The sequence below is a fragment of the Pseudomonas sp. RIT-PI-r genome, assembly GCF_001297015.1.
GTDB lineage: Bacteria > Pseudomonadota > Gammaproteobacteria > Pseudomonadales > Pseudomonadaceae > Aquipseudomonas.
Genome location: NZ_LIGE01000025.1, coordinates 65,792 through 86,136 on the forward strand (window position 1 = coordinate 65,792; position 20,345 = coordinate 86,136).

General features: G+C 59.8%; 13 protein-coding genes. 12 read left to right on the forward strand and 1 reads right to left on the reverse strand.

All coding sequences use genetic code 11. The annotated features are described in order from the left end of the window. The first annotated feature begins 12 nt into the window (after positions 1 to 12). From AK821_RS12335 to AK821_RS12390, 12 genes are all read left to right on the forward strand, one after another. Positions 13 to 357, forward strand: coding sequence for a cupin domain-containing protein (locus tag AK821_RS12335; RefSeq protein ID WP_064389896.1), 345 nt, complete (start codon positions 13 to 15; stop codon positions 355 to 357). Positions 358 to 412: 55 nt separating this feature from the next. After that, complete coding sequence (locus tag AK821_RS12340) at positions 413 to 1,498, forward strand: polyamine ABC transporter substrate-binding protein (protein ID WP_064389897.1); 1,086 nt, start codon at positions 413 to 415, stop codon at positions 1,496 to 1,498. Positions 1,499 to 1,955: 457 nt separating this feature from the next. Further along, a complete protein-coding gene (locus AK821_RS12345; RefSeq protein WP_064389898.1) occupies positions 1,956 to 3,422 on the forward strand; it encodes a serralysin family metalloprotease in 1,467 nt (488 codons plus the stop codon). A 93-nt stretch (positions 3,423 to 3,515) separates the two neighbouring features. After that, positions 3,516 to 3,944, forward strand: a complete 429-nt coding sequence (locus AK821_RS12350; protein ID WP_152974158.1) for an AprI/Inh family metalloprotease inhibitor — start codon at positions 3,516 to 3,518, stop codon at positions 3,942 to 3,944. A gap of 203 nt (positions 3,945 to 4,147) precedes the next feature. Beyond that, complete coding sequence (locus AK821_RS12355; protein WP_064389899.1) at positions 4,148 to 5,923, forward strand: type I secretion system permease/ATPase; 1,776 nt, start codon at positions 4,148 to 4,150, stop codon at positions 5,921 to 5,923. Then, a complete protein-coding gene (locus AK821_RS12360; RefSeq protein WP_064389900.1) occupies positions 5,920 to 7,269 on the forward strand; it encodes an HlyD family type I secretion periplasmic adaptor subunit in 1,350 nt (449 codons plus the stop codon). Before AK821_RS12355 ends, AK821_RS12360 begins: the two co-directional genes overlap by 4 nt. A 2-nt stretch (positions 7,270 to 7,271) precedes the next feature. Then, positions 7,272 to 8,642, forward strand: a complete 1,371-nt coding sequence (locus AK821_RS12365; protein WP_064389901.1) for a TolC family outer membrane protein — start codon at positions 7,272 to 7,274, stop codon at positions 8,640 to 8,642. A 639-nt stretch (positions 8,643 to 9,281) separates the two neighbouring features. Then, positions 9,282 to 12,233 (forward strand): autotransporter serine peptidase EprS, encoded by a 2,952-nt coding sequence (gene eprS / locus AK821_RS12370; protein ID WP_064389902.1) that lies wholly within the window; start codon positions 9,282 to 9,284, stop codon positions 12,231 to 12,233. 223 nt (positions 12,234 to 12,456) lie between these two features. Beyond that, positions 12,457 to 15,489: an autotransporter serine protease gene (locus tag AK821_RS12375; protein WP_064390699.1), complete on the forward strand. Its 3,033-nt coding sequence runs from the start codon at positions 12,457 to 12,459 to the stop codon at positions 15,487 to 15,489. A gap of 59 nt (positions 15,490 to 15,548) precedes the next feature. Continuing rightward, positions 15,549 to 17,237 carry a polyurethane esterase gene (locus AK821_RS12380; protein ID WP_064389903.1) on the forward strand — a complete coding sequence of 563 codons (1,689 nt, stop codon included), beginning with the start codon at positions 15,549 to 15,551 and terminating at the stop codon, positions 17,235 to 17,237. A gap of 200 nt (positions 17,238 to 17,437) precedes the next feature. After that, positions 17,438 to 19,291: a polyurethane esterase gene (locus tag AK821_RS12385; RefSeq protein ID WP_064389904.1), complete on the forward strand. Its 1,854-nt coding sequence runs from the start codon at positions 17,438 to 17,440 to the stop codon at positions 19,289 to 19,291. A 238-nt stretch (positions 19,292 to 19,529) separates the two neighbouring features. Continuing rightward, the gene (locus AK821_RS12390; protein ID WP_064389905.1) at positions 19,530 to 19,904 is read left to right on the forward strand and encodes a hypothetical protein; all 375 of its coding nucleotides are present in this window, start codon (positions 19,530 to 19,532) and stop codon (positions 19,902 to 19,904) included. Positions 19,905 to 20,017: 113 nt separating this feature from the next. Here the strand turns inward: AK821_RS12390 and AK821_RS12395 are convergent, their stop codons facing one another. Beyond that, complete coding sequence (locus AK821_RS12395; RefSeq protein ID WP_064390700.1) at positions 20,018 to 20,242, reverse strand: YgdI/YgdR family lipoprotein; 225 nt, start codon at positions 20,240 to 20,242, stop codon at positions 20,018 to 20,020. Between the last annotated feature and the right edge of the window lie 103 nt (positions 20,243 to 20,345).

Here is a 20,345-nt window from a genome sequence, read left to right on the forward strand (position 1 = left end):
ACAGGTCAGACCATGAGTATTACGCAATTCAAGAACACCGCGACATTGCCACTCGACGAATCCAATCCGGTGGCGGTGCCGCTGGGCGAGCCGGTCGCGATTGCCTCGACCACCAGCGTCGAGCGCGACGACGGCGTCGAAACCGGCGTCTGGGAATGCACCCCCGGACGCTGGCGCCGGCAGATCACCGCACAGGAATTCTGCCATTTCATTTCCGGGCGCTGCACGTTCACCCCGGACGGCGGGGGTGAAACCCTGCACATACAAGGTGGCGACGCACTGATGTTGCCGGCCAACTCGCTCGGCATCTGGGATATCCAGGAGACCGTGCGCAAAACCTACGTGCTGATTTTCTGATCGCTTGATCCCTTTGATTGCCTGCCAACAAAAAAACCTACACAGGAATCGCCCCATGATCCGAAAGACCCTTGCTCTGGCACCGCTGATGCTTGCCGTTTCCCTCGCTCAGGCGGCGGAAACGGTCAAGGTGTACAACTGGTCCGACTACATCGCGCCAGACACCACGAAGAATTTTCAGAAGGAAACCGGCGTCGGCGTCACGTATGACGTCTACGACAGCAACGAAACCCTCGACGGCAAGTTGATGACCGGCAAATCCGGCTACGACGTGGTCTTTCCGTCCAACCATTTCATGGCCCGGCAGATTCAAGGGGGAGCGCTGAAGAAACTCGACAAGAGCCAGTTGCCGAACTGGAAGAATCTCAATCCAGTGCTGCTCAAGGCCTTGCAGGTCAACGATCCGAACAACGAGCATGGCTTCCCGTATCTATGGGGCAGCACCGGCATTGGCTACAACATCGCGAAAGTCAAAGCGGTGCTGGGCGACAACGCTCCGGTGGATTCCTGGGACTTGATCTTCAAGCCCGAATACATGGAGAAGTTGCAGAAGTGCGGCGTGGCGATTCTCGACAACGGCCCGGAATTGCTCCCGGCAGCGCTCAACTATCTGGGCTTGCCGCCCCACAGCAAAAATCCCGAGGACTATAAGAAGGCCGAAGCCTTATTGATGAAAGTGCGGCCGTACGTCAGCTATTTCCATTCCTCGAAGTACACCAGCGACCTGGCCAACGGCGATATCTGCGTGGCCGTCGGCTTCTCCGGCGACATCCTGCAAGCGGAAAACCGCGCCAAGGAAGCCAAGAACGGTGTCGACATCGGCTACAACATTCCCAAGGAAGGCGCGGCAATCTGGTTCGACATGGTCGCCATGCCCGCCGATGCCCCGGACGAGAAGGCCGGTTATGCGTTCATGAATTACCTCCTGCGCCCGGACGTCATGGCCAGCATCAGCAACTACGTGCACTACGCCAATGGTAACGAGCAAGCCGACAGCCTGATCGACCCGGCAATCAAGAATGACACCAAGGTTTATCCGAGTCCGGAGATGATGGGCAAATTGTTCGCGCTGGAAGCAATGCCGCTAAACATCGACCGCATCCGCACGCGGGTTTGGAACAAGATCCGTACGGGTAGCTGACTCGCTTTTCCCCTGTAGGAGCTGCCGCAGGCTGCGATCTTTTGATCTTGCTTTTGAAAGGCAAAGTCAAAAGATCGCAGCCTCGTTTCACTCGTCAGCTCCTACAGTTTGGGTGAGCCGTTTGGTTGATATCAATACACTGGCATCGCACTAATAAAGTGCAGAAAAGTGAGACGCGCCTAACAAAAAACAACTTACCCATATTTAATATTTAAATAGAAAATCGTCAGACAATTAGGCAAGAGCCGCACAACTAAAACATTCTTTCATCGCCACACGCTTTGTTTACGGCAGTTTCCCGAAACACTCCGGTTTGATCTCAAAAAAATCCTTTACGTCAGATTTCAAATTGTGTCAGGTTTCTGATGCCTTCATTGGGCGAGTGATAGGACTATCTCGCCAGAGATTGTCGCTATCGGACAAAAACTGTTCCATTGCTAAACAAGGAAGTGTGTTTATGTCGAAAGTTAAAGCTAATGCTATTGATACCGCCGAACAGGCTTTTTTGCTGTCTGCGGCGCCGCAACCTCTGGCCGCAGCCAGCTCGGCATTTAACCAGATCGATAGCTTCAGCCACCAATACGATCGTGGCGGCAACCTCACGGTCAATGGCAAACCCTCCTTCTCCGTCGACCAGGCCGCAACCCAGTTGCTGCGCGACGGCGCTGCCTACCAGGACAAGGATGGCAGCGGCAAGATCGAACTCACCTACACGTTCCTGACTTCGGCATCGTCCAGCACGATGTACAAACACGGGATCAGCGGGTTCAGTCAATTCAGTGCACAACAACAAGCCCAAGCCAAGCTCGCCATGCAATCCTGGGCAGACGTGGCCAACGTGACCTTCACCGAGAAAGCCTCAGGTGGTGACGGCCACATGACCTTCGGTAACTACAGCGGTGGCCAGGATGGCGCTGCAGCGTTCGCCTATCTGCCAGGCACCGGTGCTGGTTATGACGGCACCTCGTGGTACCTGATCAACAGTGGCTACACGCAGAACAAGAACCCGGATCTGAACAACTACGGTCGTCAGACCCTGACTCACGAAATCGGTCACTCATTGGGCCTTGCCCACCCTGGCGACTACAACGCCGGCAATGGCAACCCGACTTACAACGATGCGTCCTACGGCCAGGACACCCGCGGTTACAGCATCATGAGTTACTGGAGCGAGAGCAACACCAACCAGAACTTCAGCAAGGGCGGCGTAGAAGCGTATTCCTCCGGCCCGCTGATGGACGATATTGCTGCGATCCAGAAGCTCTACGGTGCCAACACCACCACCCGAACCGGTGACACCACCTACGGCTTCAACTCCAACACTGGTCGTGATTTCCTCAGCGCTTCGTCGTCGAGTGACAAAGTGGTGTTCTCGGTGTGGGACGCGGGCGGCAAGGATACTCTGGACTTCTCGGGCTTCACCCAGAACCAGAAGATCAACCTCAATGACGCCTCGTTCTCCGACGTTGGTGGCATGGTAGGCAACGTGTCCATCGCCAAGGGCGCGATCATCGAGAACGCCATCGGTGGTTCGGGCAACGATCTGCTGATCGGCAACAGCGTGGCCAACGAGCTCAAGGGCGGTGCCGGCAACGACATCCTCTGGGGTGGCGGTGGTGCTGACAAACTGTGGGGCGGTGCGGGTTCGGACACGTTTGTGTTCGCAGCCAGCTCGGACTCCAAGCCAGGTGCGATCGATCAGATCCTCGATTTCGTCAGTGGTCTGGACAAAATCGATCTGACCGGAATCACCAAAGGCGCCGGCCTGCACTTCGTCAATGCCTTCACCGGTGCGGCGGGCGATGCAGTGCTGACTTCGTCGGGCGGCAACAGCCTGCTGTCGGTGGACTTCTCCGGGCATGGCTCGGCTGATTTCCAGGTCAGCACCGTAGGCCAGGCGGCATTCAGCGACATCGTAGCGTGATGTGAAGCAGGAAAGCGGCGCGTGATGCGCCGCTTTCTCTCCTTGCATCGTGTTGCTCTGTAAGCAAGGCTACACGCCGGAGCGAATATTCCCATGATCTACAAAGCTTTTCCCTACAAGGCAATGGCGTGGCTCGTGGCGGCGCTGATCACGATTTCAGGAGAAACCAGCATGGCAAGCAGCCTCAGACTCGAAGAACCCTCGGTGTTGGCCGGCCAGTGGCAGGCAACGTTGTCTACCCGGGATGAAGACCCGCAAACGCAACAGCAGCAGGACAAGCCTTCGAATACTTGCCTCGTCGAATTGCTCGCAAACAAGACTTTGGGTCAAGGCGCTGACTGCCTGGGCGCATGGCTTGATGAAGCACCGATCGGCTGGTTTCCCGATCCTGACGGCCTGTCGATCACCGGCAAGGAAGGTTCAAGAATCCAGTTCTTCAGCCGACAACGTGACGGGCTTTACTTGACCACTTTGAAGTCGGGTCTGGTGATCACGTTAACGCACACAGTGAAACAGCCTTGATTATCGAATCCGCGACAAAGTTTTAATATAAAGCGCCACAAGCTGGTTATAAGAGACGTCGAATGACAACTGCACCGCTGTTAATTACGCAAGTTGTTATGAAAGTGTAAGCGGGTACTTGCAAGTCATCTTTCGCAGGTAAGCGGAACATTAATTTAGGCTTCGTCCAAGTGTGGCGAGACCGAACATTTCAGGAAGAATCAATGAAGATGGCGAAGGCCCCAGCCACCGCTCCGTTATTCAAGGCTTTGGGTGACTATAAAAGCATCCTGATCAGCGTCGGCTGCTTTACCGCGCTGATTAACGTGCTGATGCTGGTGCCCTCCATCTATATGCTTCAGGTCTATGACCGGGTGCTGTCGTCGCAGAACGAAACGACCCTGGCGATGCTGTCGTTGATGGTCGTCGGCTTCTTTGCCTTCATCGGCATGCTGGAAGTGATCCGCAGCTTTATCGTGATCCGCATCGGCAGCCAGTTGGAGCGCCGCTTCAACCTGCGTGTTTACCAAGCGGCGTTTGAACGCAATCTGTTCAAGGGCGAGGGCAACGCCGGGCAATCCCTGGGCGACCTGACGCACATTCGCCAATTCGTCACTGGGCCGGCGCTGTTCGCGTTCTTCGATGCACCGTGGTTCCCGGTCTATCTGTTTGTGATCTACCTGTTCAACGTCTGGCTCGGCGTGCTCGCTACCGCGGGCGCACTGTTGCTGATAGGGCTGGCGTGCCTGAACGAATACATGACCAAAAAGCCGCTGGGCGAAGCCGCCGGTTATTCGCAGAAGTCCAGCCAGTTGGCCACCAGCCATTTGCACAACGCCGAAACCATTCAGGCGATGGGCATGCTCGGTTCCCTGCGTAAACGCTGGTTCCAGGTGCACTCGCGCTTCCTCGGCCTGCAAAATCAGGCCAGTGACACCGGTGCGGTGATCAGCTCTCTCAGCAAAACCCTGCGTCTGTGCCTGCAATCGCTGGTGTTGGGGCTGGGCGCATTGCTGGTGATCAAGGGTGACATGACCGCCGGGATGATGATCGCCGGTTCGATTCTGATGGGTCGTGTACTGAGCCCGATCGACCAGTTGATAGCCGTGTGGAAACAGTGGAGCGGGGCGAAGCTGGCTTACCGCCGTCTCGATGCACTGCTGCAAGCGTTTCCGCCCAGCGACGACGCCATGGCGCTGCCGCCGCCGAAAGGCCAGATCACCTTCGAACAGGTCAGCGCCGGCCCACCGGGGCAACGTGCGGCGACCCTGCAAATGGTCAATTTCAATCTGAATGCCGGCGAAGTGCTCGGCGTGCTCGGCGCCTCCGGCTCGGGCAAATCAACCCTGGCGCGGGTGCTGGTTGGTGTCTGGCCGACGCTGGGTGGCACTGTGCGTCTGGATGGCGCTGATATTCATCGCTGGAACCGCGACCAGCTCGGCCCGTACATCGGCTACCTGCCGCAAGACATCGAGCTGTTCAGCGGCAGCATCGCCGAGAACATCGGCCGTTTCAGCGAGGCCGATCCACAGAAGGTCGTTGCCGCCGCGCAACAGGCCGGCGTGCACGAAATGATCCTGCGCCTGCCGCAAGGCTATGACACGCAACTGGGCGAGGACGGCAGTGGCTTGTCCGGCGGCCAGAAGCAGCGCGTGGCCCTGGCGCGTTCAATGTACGGCACGCCGAGCCTGGTAGTGCTGGATGAACCGAACTCTAACCTCGACACCGTCGGCGAAGCAGCGCTGGCCAGCGCCATTGCCGCGCTCAAAGCCCAAGGCACCACGGTGGTGCTGGTGACGCATCGCTCTTCGGTGCTGGCCCAGGCTGATAAATTGCTGGTGCTCAACGACGGTCGCTTGCAGGCGTTTGGCCCAAGTCAGGACGTGCTCAAGGCACTCTCCGGCCAGCAAGAACAACAACGGGAAAAAGCTGCACAGGCACCGGGCGGGCTCAGCATGAGCCGACAGTATCAGCCCTCGACAAGGAATTCGGGTGTATGAGCAGCACAAGCATGAACACTGAAAACGAAGCGAGCATGGAGCACGCGTACATCACCGAACGTCCCGAGCGCGACGCTAAATTCTTCGCGCGCATGGGCTGGATTCTGGCGATCGTCGGTGCCGGTAGTTTCTTCACCTGGGCGGCATTGGCGCCGCTGGATCAAGGCATTCCGGTGCAAGGCACCGTGGTGGTCTCGGGCAAGCGCAAAGCCGTGCAGTCAATGAGCAGCGGCGTGGTCAGCCGGATTCTGGTGCGCGAAGGCGAAATCGTGAAGCAGGGCCAGCCGTTGTTCCGCCTCGATCAAACGCAAGTCGCCGCCGACGTGCAGTCGCTGCAAGCGCAGTACCGCATGGCCTGGGCCAGCCTCGCGCGTTGGCAGGCCGAGCGCGACAACCTCAAGCAAGTGACCTTTCCGGCAGAGTTGAGCAACGACCCGGACCCGCGCCTGGCACTGGTTCTGGAAGGGCAGCGGCAACTGTTCAGCAGCCGTCGCGAGGCGTTCTATCGTGAGCAAGCGGCATTGCGCGCGAGCATCGAAGGCGCCACCGCGCAACTGGCCGGCATGCGCCGCGCCCGCACCGATCTGAATGCCCAGGCCGACTCGTTGCAACAACAGTTGAGCAACCTGCAACCGCTGGCCGACAACGGTTACATTCCGCGCAACCGTTTGATGGAATACCAGCGTCAACTGTCGCAAGTGCAGCAACAACTGGCGGAAAACACCGGCGAAAGCGGCCGCGTCGAGCAGGGTATCCTCGAATCGCGCCTGAAACTGCAACAGCACGGCGAGGAATACCAGAAGGAAGTCCGCACGCAACTGGCCGAGGCGCAACTGAAAAGCGTCACCCTGTCGGAGCAACTGACTTCCGCCGGTTTCGACCTGCAACACAGCGAAATCATCGCTACCGCCGATGGCGTCGCCGTCAATCTTGGCGTGCACACCGAAGGCGCCGTGGTGCGGCAGGGTGAAACCCTGCTGGAGATCGTCCCGCAAGGCACCACGCTGGAAGTGGAAGGGCACCTGCCGATCAACCTCATCGACAAGGTCGGCACGCATTTGCCGGTGGACATCCTGTTTACCGCGTTCAACCAGAGCAAAACCCCGCGTGTACCCGGCGAAGTCAGCCTTATTTCCGCCGACCAGATGGTCGATGAGAAAACCGGCGTGCCTTATTACGTGCTGCGCAGCAGCGTCAGTGATCAGGCCATGGAAAAACTCAACGGGCTGGTGATCAAGCCCGGCATGCCGGCAGAAATGTTCGTGCGCACCGGCGAACGTTCACTCCTCAACTATTTGTTCAAACCGCTGCTCGACCGGGCCGGCTCCGCGTTGACCGAAGAATAAGGATGTTCGGCTGTATGAATAAGCTTTCCATGCTCGGAGCGGCAATGATGCTGCTCGCGAGTCACTCAGCGGTAGCGGCCATGGGGCCGTTTGAGATTTACGAACAGGCGCTGCGCAATGACCCGGTGTTCCTCGGGGCGATCAAGGAGCGTGATGCGGGTCTGGAGAACCGCGCCATTGGCCGTGCCGGCCTGCTGCCGCGCCTCGGTTACACCTATAACAAGGGGCGCAACTCGTCGAAAGCCACTTCCCTGGATGACCGCGCGCGCAACCGCACCGACGACCGCAACTACAGCAGTTACGGCTCGGCCTTGACCCTGCAACAACCGCTGCTTGATTACGAGGCTTATGCCGCGTACCGCAAAGGTGTCGCGCAGTCGCTGTTTGCCGACGAAAACTTCCGTGGCAAAAGCCAGGAATTGCTGGTGCGCGTGCTGGATAACTACACCAAGGCGCTGTTCGCACAGGATCAGATCGACATCGCTCAGGCGAAGAAGAAAGCGTACGAGCAGCAGTTCCAGCAGAACGAACACATGTTCAAGCAGGGCGAGGGCACCCGTACCGACATTCTCGAAGCCGAGTCGCGCTATGAGCTGGCCACTGCCGAAGAGATCGAGGCGCGTAACGAGCAGGATGCCGCGCTGCGTGAATTGGGCGCACTGGTCGGCGCACCGGCGGTGGATATCGGCGATCTGGCGCCACTGGATCAGAACTTCCAGACCTTCGCCCTGCAACCGGCCAATTACGATACCTGGCACGAGATGGCGGTCAGCAACAACCCGAATCTGGCTTCGCAACGTCAAGCCGTGGAAGTTGCGCGCTACGAAGTGGAGCGTAATCGTGCCGGGCATCTGCCGAAAATCAATGCCTATGCCTCGATGCGCCAGAACGAGTCGGAAAGCGGCAACACCTATAACCAGCGCTACGAAACCAACACCATCGGTTTTGAAGTCAGCGTGCCGTTGTATGCCGGTGGCGGTGTGTCGGCGTCCACGCGTCAGGCCAGCCGCAGCATGGAACAGGCGGAGTACGAGCTTGATGGCAAGACGCGCGAGACGTTGATCGAACTGCGTCGGCAGTTCAGCGCCTGCCTGTCCGGAGTGAGCAAATTGCGTGCTTATCAGAAAGCGCTGAGCTCGGCTGAAGCGCTGGTGGTGTCCACCAAGCAGAGCATTCTCGGTGGTGAGCGGACCAACCTCGACGCACTGAACGCCGAGCAGCAGCTGTTCACCACGCGCCGTGATCTGGCGCAGGCGCGGTACGACTACTTGATGGCCTGGACCAAGTTGCATTACTACGCCGGGACCTTGAACGAGCAGGATCTGGCGCGGGTGGATGAGGCTTTTGTGGTCGCTCAACAGCCCTCACCCTAACCCTCTCCCAGAGGGAGAGGGGACTGATCGGGGGATATTGCAGACGTACACCGACCTGAACGAGCGTCACCCGAATCCAACACCGACGCGGTGTTTCAGGTCGATGCACGACGCAAGACATCTCGGTCAGCTCCTTCTCCCTCGGGGAGAGGGCTGGGGTGAGGGAAATGCTCTACCGAATCCATAATCGACGCGGTGTTTAAGGTCGATGCACGACGTAAGACACCTCGGTCAGCTCCCTCTCCCTCGGGAGAGGGCTGGGGTGAGGGAAATGCTCTACCGAATCCATAATCGACGCGGTGTTTCAGGTCGATGTAAGACGCAAGACACCTCGGTCAGCTCCTTCTCCCTCGGGGAGAGGGCTGGGGTGAGGGAAATGCTCTACCGAATCCATAATCGACGCGGTGTTTCAGGTCGATGCACGACGTAAGACACCTAGGTCAGCTCCCTCTCCCTCGGGGAGAGGGTTGGGGTGAGGGAAATGCTCTACCGAATCCATAATCGACGCGGTGTTTCAGGTCGATGTAAGACGCAAGACACCTCGGTCAGCTCCCTCTCCCTCGGGGAGAGGGCTGGGGTGAGGGGGACAGGCAACACCGCAAAAGAACCTGCATAAAACAATAAAAGTGAGTGGTGAACATGGACGTACGCATCAAGCCGATTTCGGTCGGCACCCTGCTGCTTGTGATTTCTGCAAACCAGGTTCAGGCGCAATACCTGGAAACCGGTAAACCCGGCGACGCCGCCAGTTGGCGCAGTGCCGAATTCCTCCGTGACTGGGGTCTGGAGCGCATGCAGGCCGACCAGGCCTACGCCGCCGGCATCACTGGCAAAGGCGTGAAAATCGGCGCGCTCGATTCCGGTTTCGCTGCCGACCACCCGGAGTTCGCCACGGATCGTTATCACCCGGTACTGGCGAGCGGAAGCTACGTTGACGGCACGCTGTTCAACGTCGATGGCACCCTCAATCCCAACAACGACTCCCACGGCACTCACGTGGTCGGCACCATGGGCGCCTCGCGCGATGGCGGCGGCATGCACGGCGTGGCGTACAACGCGCAGATCTACGTCGGCAACACCAACAAGAACGACAGCTTCCTGTTCGGCCCGAATCCCGATCCACGTTATTTCAAAGCGGTGTACGACGCCTTGGCCGATGCTGGCGTGCGGGCGATCAATAACAGTTGGGGCAGCCAGCCGCCGGATGTCAGCTACCGCACCCTCGCGGATCTTCACGCCGCCTACGCGCAGCACTGGAACCAAGGTACCTGGCTCGACGCCGCTGCCGATGTCTCGCGGCGTGGCGTGATCAACGTGTTCAGCGCCGGCAACAGCGGCTACCCGAATGCCAGCGTGCGCTCGGCGCTACCGTACTTTCAGCCGGATCTGGAAGGTCATTGGCTGGCGGTGTCCGGGCTCGATCAGAGCAATCAGCAGAAGTACAACCAGTGCGGCATCGCCAAGTATTGGTGCATTACCACACCGGGGGCGAAGATCGACAGCACCATTCCCGGCGGCGGTTACGCGATCAAGTCCGGCACCTCAATGTCGGCGCCGCACGCCACCGGCGCTCTGGCGCTGGTGATGGAGCGCTACCCGTACATGAACAATCAGCAGGCGCTGCAAGTGCTGCTGACCACTGCCACGCAACTGGACGGTTCGGTGACCGACGCACCGACAGAACGAGTCGGTTGGGGCGTGGCCAACCTGCAGCGGGCGATGCGCGGCCCGGGGCAATTACTTGGCGCGTTTGACGCGAATCTGCCTGCCGGACAGCGCGATGTCTGGAGCAACGACATCTCGGATAACGCACTGATCCAGCGTCAGCGCGAAGACCTCGCCGAACACAGTGCCTGGCAGCAGACCCTGCAGGCCAAAGGTTGGCAAAACGGCATCCCCAGCGGCGCCAGTCAGCAGGATCAGACCGATTACGCGGTCGGCATGGCCCGTGATGCAGCGGCAGCGACGCGGGTGTATCAAGGCAGCCTGATCAAGTCCGGCGGTGGGCAACTGCTCCTCAGCGGCGACAACACCTATCGCGGCCCGACCACGGTCAACGGCGGTTTGCTCACGGTCAACGGCTCGCTGACCTCGGCGGTGACGGTCAACGCCAGCGGCACCCTCGGCGGTTCCGGGAGCATCGGCGCATTGCTCGCCAACAGCGGCGGTCGCGTGGCGCCGGGCAATTCCATCGGCACCTTGAACGTGGCTGGCGATGTGACTTTCGCAGCGGGTTCGACCTACGCGGTGGAACTGTCGCCCACCGCCAGTGACCGCATCGTCGCCGGCGGCAGCGCGACCATCAGCGGCGCTACCGTCAGCCTGTCACTGGAAAACAGCCCGACGCTGCTGAGTACTGCCCAAGTGCAAAGTCTGCTCGGCCATCAGTACAACATTCTGCAAGCGGCCGGCGGCATTCAGGGCCAGTTCGGCGCGGTGTTGCCCAACTACCTGTTCATCGGCGGCAGCCTCGATTACGCCGCCAGCGGCATTCAACTCAACATCGAACGTAATGCCACATCCTTCGCCAGTGTTGGCCAAACCCCGAACCAACGCTCGGTGGCCGCTGCGATCGAAGGGCTGGGCGCCGCTAACCCGGTGTTCGAAAGCCTGCTGCTGTCGTCATCCGCGGCATCCGCGCAACAGGCGTTTCAACAATTGAGCGGCGAAATCTACCCGGCGCTCGGTTCGATGCTGATCAACGACAGTCGTCAATTGCGCGATGCCGTGGACGAGCGTTTGCACAACGCGACGGCGGCGCAAAGCAATGGCTGGATCAAAGCACTCGGCGCCTGGGGCAGCACCGATTCAAGCCACGACACGGCGGGTTACAGCACTTCGATTGGCGGCTTGCTGGCTGGTGTCGACGGCGCGCTGGATGAGCAGACACGCATTGGTCTGGTGACGGGTTACAGCGACAGTTCGTTGAGCATGGGCTCGGGCACGCATTCTTCGGCCAAGGTCGACAGCTATCACCTCGGCGCCTACGCGGGCCACGACATCGGCGCGTGGCGACTGAGCACTGGCGCGGCGTACAGCTGGCATCGCGGCGACGTCAAACGTGATCTGCAGTACGGCGAGGTCAGCGCCAAACAGAAGGCCAAGGTCGATGCGAGCACCACGCAAGTGTTCGGCGAAGCGGCGTATCAACTTCACCTGCAACCGTTGGCGCTGGAGCCGTTCGCCAACCTCGCCTATGTGCACGTCGACACGGAAGGGTTTACCGAGAAGGGCGATGCCGCCGCGCTGAAAAGCTCGGGCGATCAGCGTGACGCGGTGCTCAGCACCCTCGGCGTACGAGCGATCAAGACCTTCAATCTGTCGCCGGCGCAATCGCTCGATGTCAGCGGCCATCTCGGCTGGCAACACAGCCTCAGCGACATCGATGCCGAGCAACACCTGCGCTTCGCCAGCGGCGGCACGCCTTACCGTGTCGAGAGTTCGGCGCTGGTGCGCGACGCCGCGCTGGTCGGCGTGCAAGCCAGTCTGGCGCTGAGCCGCGACGTACGCATGAACCTTGATTACAACGGACAACTGGCCAGTCGCGAGAAGCTTCATGGCGTTGGCCTGAGCCTGAACTGGCAGTTCTAAGCAAGATATCCCGGCAATGATCGTTCCCACGCTCTGCGTGGGAATGCCTCTAGGGACGCTCTGCGTCCAGTGACGCGGAGCGTCAAGGGCTGCATTCCTTTGCTGCGCGTGGGAACGATCATTGCTCTGCGTGGGAACGATCAGGATTTTTCGCAACATCACTAAGGAAGGTCGCTGGATGAATAACAACAATACCCCCGCGCAAACGGGTGGCCGTTTTGCCATGAAAACCCTGACATTCGCGGTGTTGTGCGCTATCGGCACGGCGCAGGCCGCGCCTTACGTGGAAACCGGACGCAGCGGTGATCCTTCAAGTTGGCGCAGCAACGAGTTTCAGGCCGATTGGGGCCTGAGCGCCATCGGTGCCGATTACGCCTACGCCGCTGGCTACACCGGCAAAGGCGTGAAACTGGGCATCTTCGATCAACCGGTCTACGCCGCGCACCCGGAGTTTTCCGGCAGCAATAAAGTCATCACCCTGGTCACCAGCGGGATCCGCGAATACACCGACCCGTACATTCCGGTGAAAGCGGGCGACGCGTTCCGCTATGACGGTTCGCCCTCGGTCGGCTCCGATGGCAAACTCGGCGCCCACGGTACTCACGTTGGTGGCATCGCCGCCGGCAGTCGTGACGGCGGGCCGATGCACGGCGTGGCATTCGGGGCGCAAATCATCAGCGCCGACAACGGCGACCCGGGCCCGGAAGACGGCATTGTGCGCGGCAACGACGGCGCGGTGTACAAGGCCGGTTGGGATGCTCTGATCGCCAGCGGCGCGCGGATCATCAACAACAGCTGGGGCATCGGCATCACCGACCGCTTCGACCTCGGCGGCAAGGATCCGGCGTACCCGCACTTCACCGTCAATGACGCGCAGTTGCAGTTCAACGAAATCCGCACGTTGCTCGGAACCAAAGCCGGTGGCGCGTATGACGGTGCCATCGCCGCCGCACGCAGCGGTATCGTGACAATCTTCGCCGCCGGCAATGACTACAACCTCAACAATCCGGATGCCATTGCCGGCCTCGGCTATTTTGTCCCGGAGATTGCGCCGAACTGGATCACCGTCGCCGCATTGCAGAAGAACCCTGATCTGGCCAGCGCCAATCCGTACATCATGAGTACGTTTTCCTCGCGTTGCGGCTACACCGCGAGCTTATGCGTCTCGGCGCCGGGCACGAAAATCTACAGCGCAATCATCGAAGGCACCAACGCCGACAACCTGACCACCGGCTACAAAAATTACAACGGCACCTCGATGGCCGCGCCGCACGTGGCCGGCTCCATGGCCGTGCTGATGGAACGCTTCCCGTACATGAGCGGCGATCAGGTCGCCACGGTATTGCGTACCACCGCGACCGACCTCGGCGCACCGGGCATCGACGCCTTGTATGGCTGGGGCATGATCAACCTGCGCAAAGGAATTGATGGCCCGGCCATGTTCGTCACCGAGACAGACATTCCTGAGGAGTTCCGCATTCAGGGAGCCTATGGCTCCGGCCAGTTTGTCGCGGATTTGCCTGGCATCGGCGCGATCATCGATCAAGGCAAACCGACCGAGCGTCTGTGCAGCGACATCACCTGCGGCCTCGACACCTGGCGCAACGACATTTCCGGCCACGGCGGCTTGACCAAGCAGGGCATCGGTACGCTGGTGATGACCGGCAACAACAGCTACACCGGCCCGACGCTGGTCAATCAGGGCCGACTGGCCATCAACGGTTCGCTGGCCTCGGCGGTCACCGTGAATGACAGCGGCATCCTTGGCGGTAACGGCCGCATCGGCGCACTGTCGGTGAAAAACGGCGGTACGGTGGCGCCGGGCAACTCCATCGGCACCCTGAATGTTGCGGGTGACGTGACCTTCGAGCCGGGTTCGACCTATGCCGTGGAAGTCTCGCCGACCGCCAGCGACAGGATTGTCGCCGATGGCAAGGCAGTGATCGAGGGGGCCACGGTCAGTCTGTCACTGGAAAACAGCCCGACGCTGCTGACCACCACTGAGGTGAAAAGCCTGCTCGGTACGCAGTTCAATATCCTGCAAGCGGCGGGCGGTATCGAAGGGCAATTTGGCCAGGTGCTGCCCGACTACGCCTTTCTCGGCGGCACCCTGGCGTATTCGGCCAGTGGCGTTCAGTTGGAGGTTGGGCGCAATGGCGCGTCGTTCGCCAGTGTCGGTCTGACGCCAAACCAGCGAGCGGTCGGTGCGGCTGCCGAGCGGCTGGGCGCAGGCAATGCGCTGTTCGAAACCCTGCTGCTGTCGCCCAATGCGGCCGTGGCGCAACAAGCGTTCCAGCAGTTATCCGGTGAGATTCATCCGGCGATCGGCACGCTGTTGATCAACGACAGCCGTTACCTGCGCGAGGCAGTCGGCGAGCGCCTGCGCGAGCGTGATCTGTTTAACGCCGATGCACCGACTGATGATCGCAGCAATGCCTGGGTCAAGGTGCTGGGTTCGTGGGGCACCAGCGATGGCGGCAATAAAAACGCGGACTCCACCAGTTCCATCGGTGGTCTGCTGGCCGGTGTCGATGGCTTGATTGCTGAAGATACCCGCCTGGGCTTCGTTACTGGTTACAGCGACAGTTCATTGAGCATGGGCAGCGGCACGCATTCGTCAGCCTCGGTTGACAGCTACCACCTCGGTGCATATCTGGGGCATCAAATCGATGCACTGCGCCTGACCGTTGGCGGCGCCTACAGCTGGCATCGCATCGACGCGAAACGTGATCTGCAGTTCGCTGACGTCAGCGGCAAGCAGAAGACCAAACGCGACGCGAGCACGGCGCAATTGTTCACTGAAGCCGCTTACGATCTGGGCTTGCAACCGATGAACCTTGAGCCGTTCGCCAACCTGTCTTACGTGCACCTGAACACCGACAGCTTTACCGAAAAAGGCGATGCCGCCGCGCTCAAAGGTGGCGAAGACAACCGCGATGTGCTGTTGTCGACGCTCGGCGTACGCGCCAAGCGCAGTTTTGCTCTGTCGGACCAGCATCAACTGGAACTGGGGGCGAGCCTGGGCTGGCAGCACAACCTGAGCAGCGTCGACGCTGACAGCCATCTGGCGTTTGCCAATGGCAACAGCGCGTTCACCGTGCAGAGTGTGTCGATGGATCGCGACGCCGCCGTAGTCGGCGTGCGGGCGGGGCTGGCGCTCAACCGCGATGTGCGGGTGAACCTGGATTACAACGGGCTGATCGGCGCGAACGAGAAGGACCACGGGGTGGGCCTGACGCTCGACTGGCAGTTCTAGGCAGCGCCGGCAGTTCCAGACGAAACTGCCGGGTTTTTTAAAGGAAGAGAGGGCACAACATGGGATTGTTCGATTACAAGAGTGCCGATGGCAAAGCGTTGTACAGCGACGCCATCGCACTCACGCTGTATGCCTACACGCCGACCGGCCAGCCATTGCCGGCGACGGGATGGGCACCCGTTGCCGCGACCGCGCTGGGTTATCAAGGCAAGGTCGGGGCGCAGGGTACGTTCTTCGGTGAGAAGGACGGCTTCACCAGCGCCGAAGCCGAAGTACTTGGCAAATACGACGCCGCCGGCAAGTTGGTTGGCATCGGCGTTGCCTTTCGTGGCACTGGCGGGCTGGGTTATAGCGATACCTTTGGCGACATGAAAAACAACTTGCTGGCAGCGATCGGACCATCGGATTACGCCAGCAACTACGCAAAAAACGCTTTCGACAATCTGCTCAAGGCTGTCGCCGCGTTTGCCATTGCCAACGGCATCGCCGCCAAGGACGTGTTGATCAGCGGCCACAGCCTTGGCGGGCTCGGGGTCAACAGCGTGGCCGAATTGAGCGCGAGCAACTGGGGAGGTTTCTTCAAGGACGCCAATTATATTGCGTTCGCCTCGCCAACCCAGAGCAGCACCGGTAATAACGTGCTGAACATCGGTTACGAGAACGATCCGGTATTTCGCGTGCTCGATGGCACTACGTTCAGCACCGCGTCGATGGGCAAGCACGACAAACCGCATGATTCGACCACCGACAACATCGTCAACTTCAACGACAATTACGCCTCCACCGCGCAAAACCTGGTGCCGTTCAGCATCGTCAATCCGCTGAGCTGGTCGGCGCACAGCTCGCTGGGCTATGCCGATGGCCTGAATCGAGTGATCGATTCGAAGTTCTACAACCTCACCGGCAAGGACTCGACGATCATCGTCTCCAACCTGGAAGCGTCGTCCCGAGGCAAGACCTGGGTCGAGGATCTCGGCCGCAGTGGCGAGCCGCACACCGGCAGCACATTCATCATCGGCACCGACAGCAATGACTGGCTCAAGGGGGGCGCGGGCAACGACTTCCTTGAAGGTCGCGCGGGCGATGACCGTTTCCGCGATGACGGCGGTTTCAACATCCTGCTCGGTGGTCAGGGCTACAACACCTTCGAGCTGCAGAAGCCATTGCAGAACTTCAGCTTCGCCAATGACGGCGACGGCACGCTGTATGTGCGCGACGCCTACGGCGGCATCAGCATGACCCGCGACATTGGTGCGCTGGTGAGCAAGGAGTCGGGTTCGTGGTGGGGCAGCAAGGAAATCACCTGGGGTGTGACGGCCAAAGGGCTGACCAATGGCAATGAGCTGACGCAGTACAACCATTCGCTCAGCGGTGATGGCTACGGCAACGCGTTGCATGCGACGGCCGATGGCGACTGGCTGTTCGGTCTCGGTGGCGACGACAGACTGATCAGCGACAAAGGCCACGTGACCTTTGTTGGCGGCGCCGGTAACGATGTGATGACGGCGGTTGGCGGCGGCAACACCTTCCTGTTCAGCGGCGCGTTCGGCTTCGATGCCATCAATGGTTATCAGGGCGGCGACAAACTGGTGTTCATGGGCGTCGAAGGCGCGGGGCAGGGCTACGACTACAAGCAACATGTGGCGCAGACCGGTGGCGATACGGTGCTGAAGATTGGCGACTTTGCCGTGACCCTGATAGGGGTAGGCGTGACTAACCTGTCGGACTCGGCGTTCGTGTTCGCCTGACCAACGCCCCGGTAGGAGCTGCCGCAGGCTGCGATCTTTTGATTGTGTTTTTAAAGATCAAAAGATCGCAGCCTCGTTGCACTCGACAACTCCTACTGGGGGTTTACATGGGGTGTTGAAATGCTCCGGAGCGCTCCGTGAGGGGCGCACTGGCTGTGAGCTATCTCTGAACAATTCCAACAAAGAGAGAGGCAATAGCAATGGGTGTGTATGACTACAAGAATTTCGGCACGGACGATTCCAAGGCGTTGTTCAGCGATGCCATGGCAATCACTCTGTACTCCTACCACAACCTCGATAACGGTTTTGCCAGCGGTTATCAGCACAACGGTTTCGGCATCGGCCTGCCAGCCACACTGGTCACCGCGTTGATTGGCGGTACCGACTCGCAAGGTGTCATCCCGGGCATTCCATGGAATCCCGACTCGGAAAAACTCGCCCTCGATGCGGTTAAAGCGGCCGGCTGGACGCCGATCACCGCCTCGCAACTGGGCTACGAAGGCAAGACCGATGCGCGAGGAACCTTTTTCGGCGAGAAGGCCGGCTACACCAGCGCTCAGGTCGAGATCCTCGGCAAGTACGACGCCCAAGGCCATCTCACCGAGCTTGGCATTGCCTTTCGTGGCACCAGTGGCCCGCGAGAAATCCTCATTGGCGACTCGATCGGCGACGTGATCAACGACCTGCTCGCGGCCTTCGGCCCCAACGACTACGCGAAAAACTACGTTGGCGAAGCGTTCGGCAATCTGCTCAATGACGTGATGGCCTTCGCCAAGGCCAACGGCCTCACCGGCAAGGACATATTGGTCAGCGGCCACAGTCTCGGCGGCCTGGCCGTCAACAGCATGGCCGACTTGAGCGGCGGCAAGTGGGGCGGATTCTTTGCCGACTCCAACTACATCGCCTATGCCTCGCCAACGCAAAGCAGCACCGACAAAGTGCTTAACGTCGGCTATGAAAACGATCCGGTGTTTCGAGCTCTCGACGGCTCGACCTTCACCGGCGCCTCGGTAGGCGTGCACGACGCGCCGCATGCCTCGACCACTGACAACATCGTCAGCTTCAACGATCACTACGCCTCGACCGCGTGGAATCTGCTGCCGTACTCGATCCTCAACATTCCAACGTGGATTTCACACCTGCCCACCGGTTACGGCGACGGCATGACCCGTGTACTGGATTCGAAGTTCTACGACCTGACCAGCCGCGACTCGACAATCATCGTTGCCAACCTGTCCGATCCGGCGCGAGCCAACACCTGGGTGCAGGATCTCAATCGCAACGCCGAAACCCACAAGGGCAGCACGTTCATCATCGGTAGCGACGGCAACGATCTGATCCAGGGCGGCAGCGCCAACGACTATCTGGAAGGCCGTGCCGGCAACGACACCTTCCGTGACAGTGGCGGCTACAACATCATCCTTGGCGGGCAGGGCAGCAATACCCTGGACTTGCAGCAAGCGGTGGGCAAGTTCGACTTCGCCAACGACGGCGCCGGCAATCTGTACATCCGCGATGCCAACGGCGGGATCAGTATCACCCGCGACATCGGCAGTATTGTCACCAAGGAACCGGGGTTTCTCTGGGGGCTGTTCAAGGATGACGTCACTCACAGCGTCACCGCCAGCGGCCTGAAGGTCGGCAGCAATGTCACGGCGTACGAGTCCAGCGTCAAAGGTAGCGCTGGCGCCGACACGCTGAAGGCGCATGCCGGTGGCGATTGGCTGTTTGGCCTCGACGGTAACGATCACTTGATCGGCAGCACGGGTAATGACGTGTTTGTCGGCGGTGCCGGCAATGACCTGATGGAATCGGGGGGCGGGGCGGATACGTTCCTGTTCAACGGCGCGTTCGGCCAGGATCGGGTGGTCGGTTACACAACGAACGACAAACTGGTCTTCCTCGGCGTACAGGGTGTTCTGCCGACTGAGGATTTCCGTGCCCATGCCGCGACCGTTGGACAGGATACGGTGCTGACGTTTGGCAACGACTCGGTGACACTGGTGGGCGTGTCGCTCAATAGCCTGAGTGCTGACGGTGTCGTGATCGCCTGATGTTGATGGGGTGCCGGCAAGGGCCCTTTCGCGAGCAAGCTCGCTGCCACACTGGATCTGTGTCGTTTACAGAACCCTGTGGGAGAGAGCCTGCTCGCGAAGAACGATAACGCGGTTTAAAAGTGACTCAACAGCCACTCCCTGACTCAAATCCCTGCCAAACAGGAAATGCGGCCTAAAGCCAGCACGTGCACACACGTTCTATAGCTAGCCGCCATTGAGTACAGGAGATTCAAACGTGAAAGGTTTCAAGGGGTATATCGGCTTCGTCGCACTGGCGCTGTGTTCGGCCAATGTCTGCGCCGATCTGCCTCAAAGCTCGATTCTGAGCCGCTACGGCATCACCACCGACCAACTGCCGAGCGCGCCGAAAACCGAAGCAGTCGAACCGGTCGAAGAGAAAAGCCGCTTTCAGATTCAGCCTGAACAACCGTTCGTGACTCTGCGTTTGGGTGACGGCAAGCAGCCGCAGACCACCGGCAATCTGAGCATTGATCGCATGGCGCAGCAGGATCTGGAACGCTGCCGGCGTTTGCAAGGTGAAGTGGTCAAGCGGGGCGGCACGTACATGCCTTGCGATGGCAGCATTCCGGGCATGCCAACCTTCGAATAACACAAACTTCCCCTGTAGGAGCTGCCGCAGGCTGCGATCTTTTGATCCGGATCTTGTAAATCACGAGCGAAAGATCGCAGCCTGCGGCAGCTCCTACAGAGATTGCGGGGGTTTCAGTCCTCTTCGCGGACCGTCGCGACTTCATCGGCGCGGACTTTCACCTTGGCCCCGGAAATATCCTCGAACTCATAGAAGCCATCCTTGGTTTTGGTCTTCGGCATGTCCTTGGTCAAATACTGGGTGCCGTTCTGCAAGGTCACCACTGTCTGGGTCGAGCAACCGCCCAGCACGAGCAGCGCGACGACTGCCAAGGGAATGCCCAGCCTGTTGATTTTCATACCCACCTCTACTTCCTCATGCGATGTGAACCCGAGCATTGTCGGTCCTGTAACGCGGTTGGTGCCACTGCGCCGGAAAAAGTTCGATTGCCCGGTTAAAAAA

Excerpts from the sequence above, each read along its gene's own strand:
- AK821_RS12375 (WP_064390699.1), top strand. The coding sequence starts at position 12,457 with ATGAAAACCCTGACATTCGCGGTGTTGTGCGCTATCGGCACGGCGCAG.
- AK821_RS12395 (WP_064390700.1), bottom strand. The coding sequence starts at position 20,242 with ATGAAAATCAACAGGCTGGGCATTCCCTTGGCAGTCGTCGCGCTGCTC.
- AK821_RS12380 (WP_064389903.1), top strand. The coding sequence starts at position 15,549 with ATGGGATTGTTCGATTACAAGAGTGCCGATGGCAAAGCGTTGTACAGC.
- AK821_RS12355 (WP_064389899.1), top strand. The coding sequence starts at position 4,148 with ATGAAGATGGCGAAGGCCCCAGCCACCGCTCCGTTATTCAAGGCTTTG.
- AK821_RS12385 (WP_064389904.1), top strand. The coding sequence starts at position 17,438 with ATGGGTGTGTATGACTACAAGAATTTCGGCACGGACGATTCCAAGGCG.
- AK821_RS12350 (WP_152974158.1), top strand. The coding sequence starts at position 3,516 with ATGATCTACAAAGCTTTTCCCTACAAGGCAATGGCGTGGCTCGTGGCG.
- AK821_RS12345 (WP_064389898.1), top strand. The coding sequence starts at position 1,956 with ATGTCGAAAGTTAAAGCTAATGCTATTGATACCGCCGAACAGGCTTTT.
- AK821_RS12365 (WP_064389901.1), top strand. The coding sequence starts at position 7,272 with ATGTTCGGCTGTATGAATAAGCTTTCCATGCTCGGAGCGGCAATGATG.
- AK821_RS12335 (WP_064389896.1), top strand. The coding sequence starts at position 13 with ATGAGTATTACGCAATTCAAGAACACCGCGACATTGCCACTCGACGAA.
- AK821_RS12360 (WP_064389900.1), top strand. The coding sequence starts at position 5,920 with ATGAGCAGCACAAGCATGAACACTGAAAACGAAGCGAGCATGGAGCAC.
- AK821_RS12340 (WP_064389897.1), top strand. The coding sequence starts at position 413 with ATGATCCGAAAGACCCTTGCTCTGGCACCGCTGATGCTTGCCGTTTCC.
- eprS (WP_064389902.1), top strand. The coding sequence starts at position 9,282 with ATGGACGTACGCATCAAGCCGATTTCGGTCGGCACCCTGCTGCTTGTG.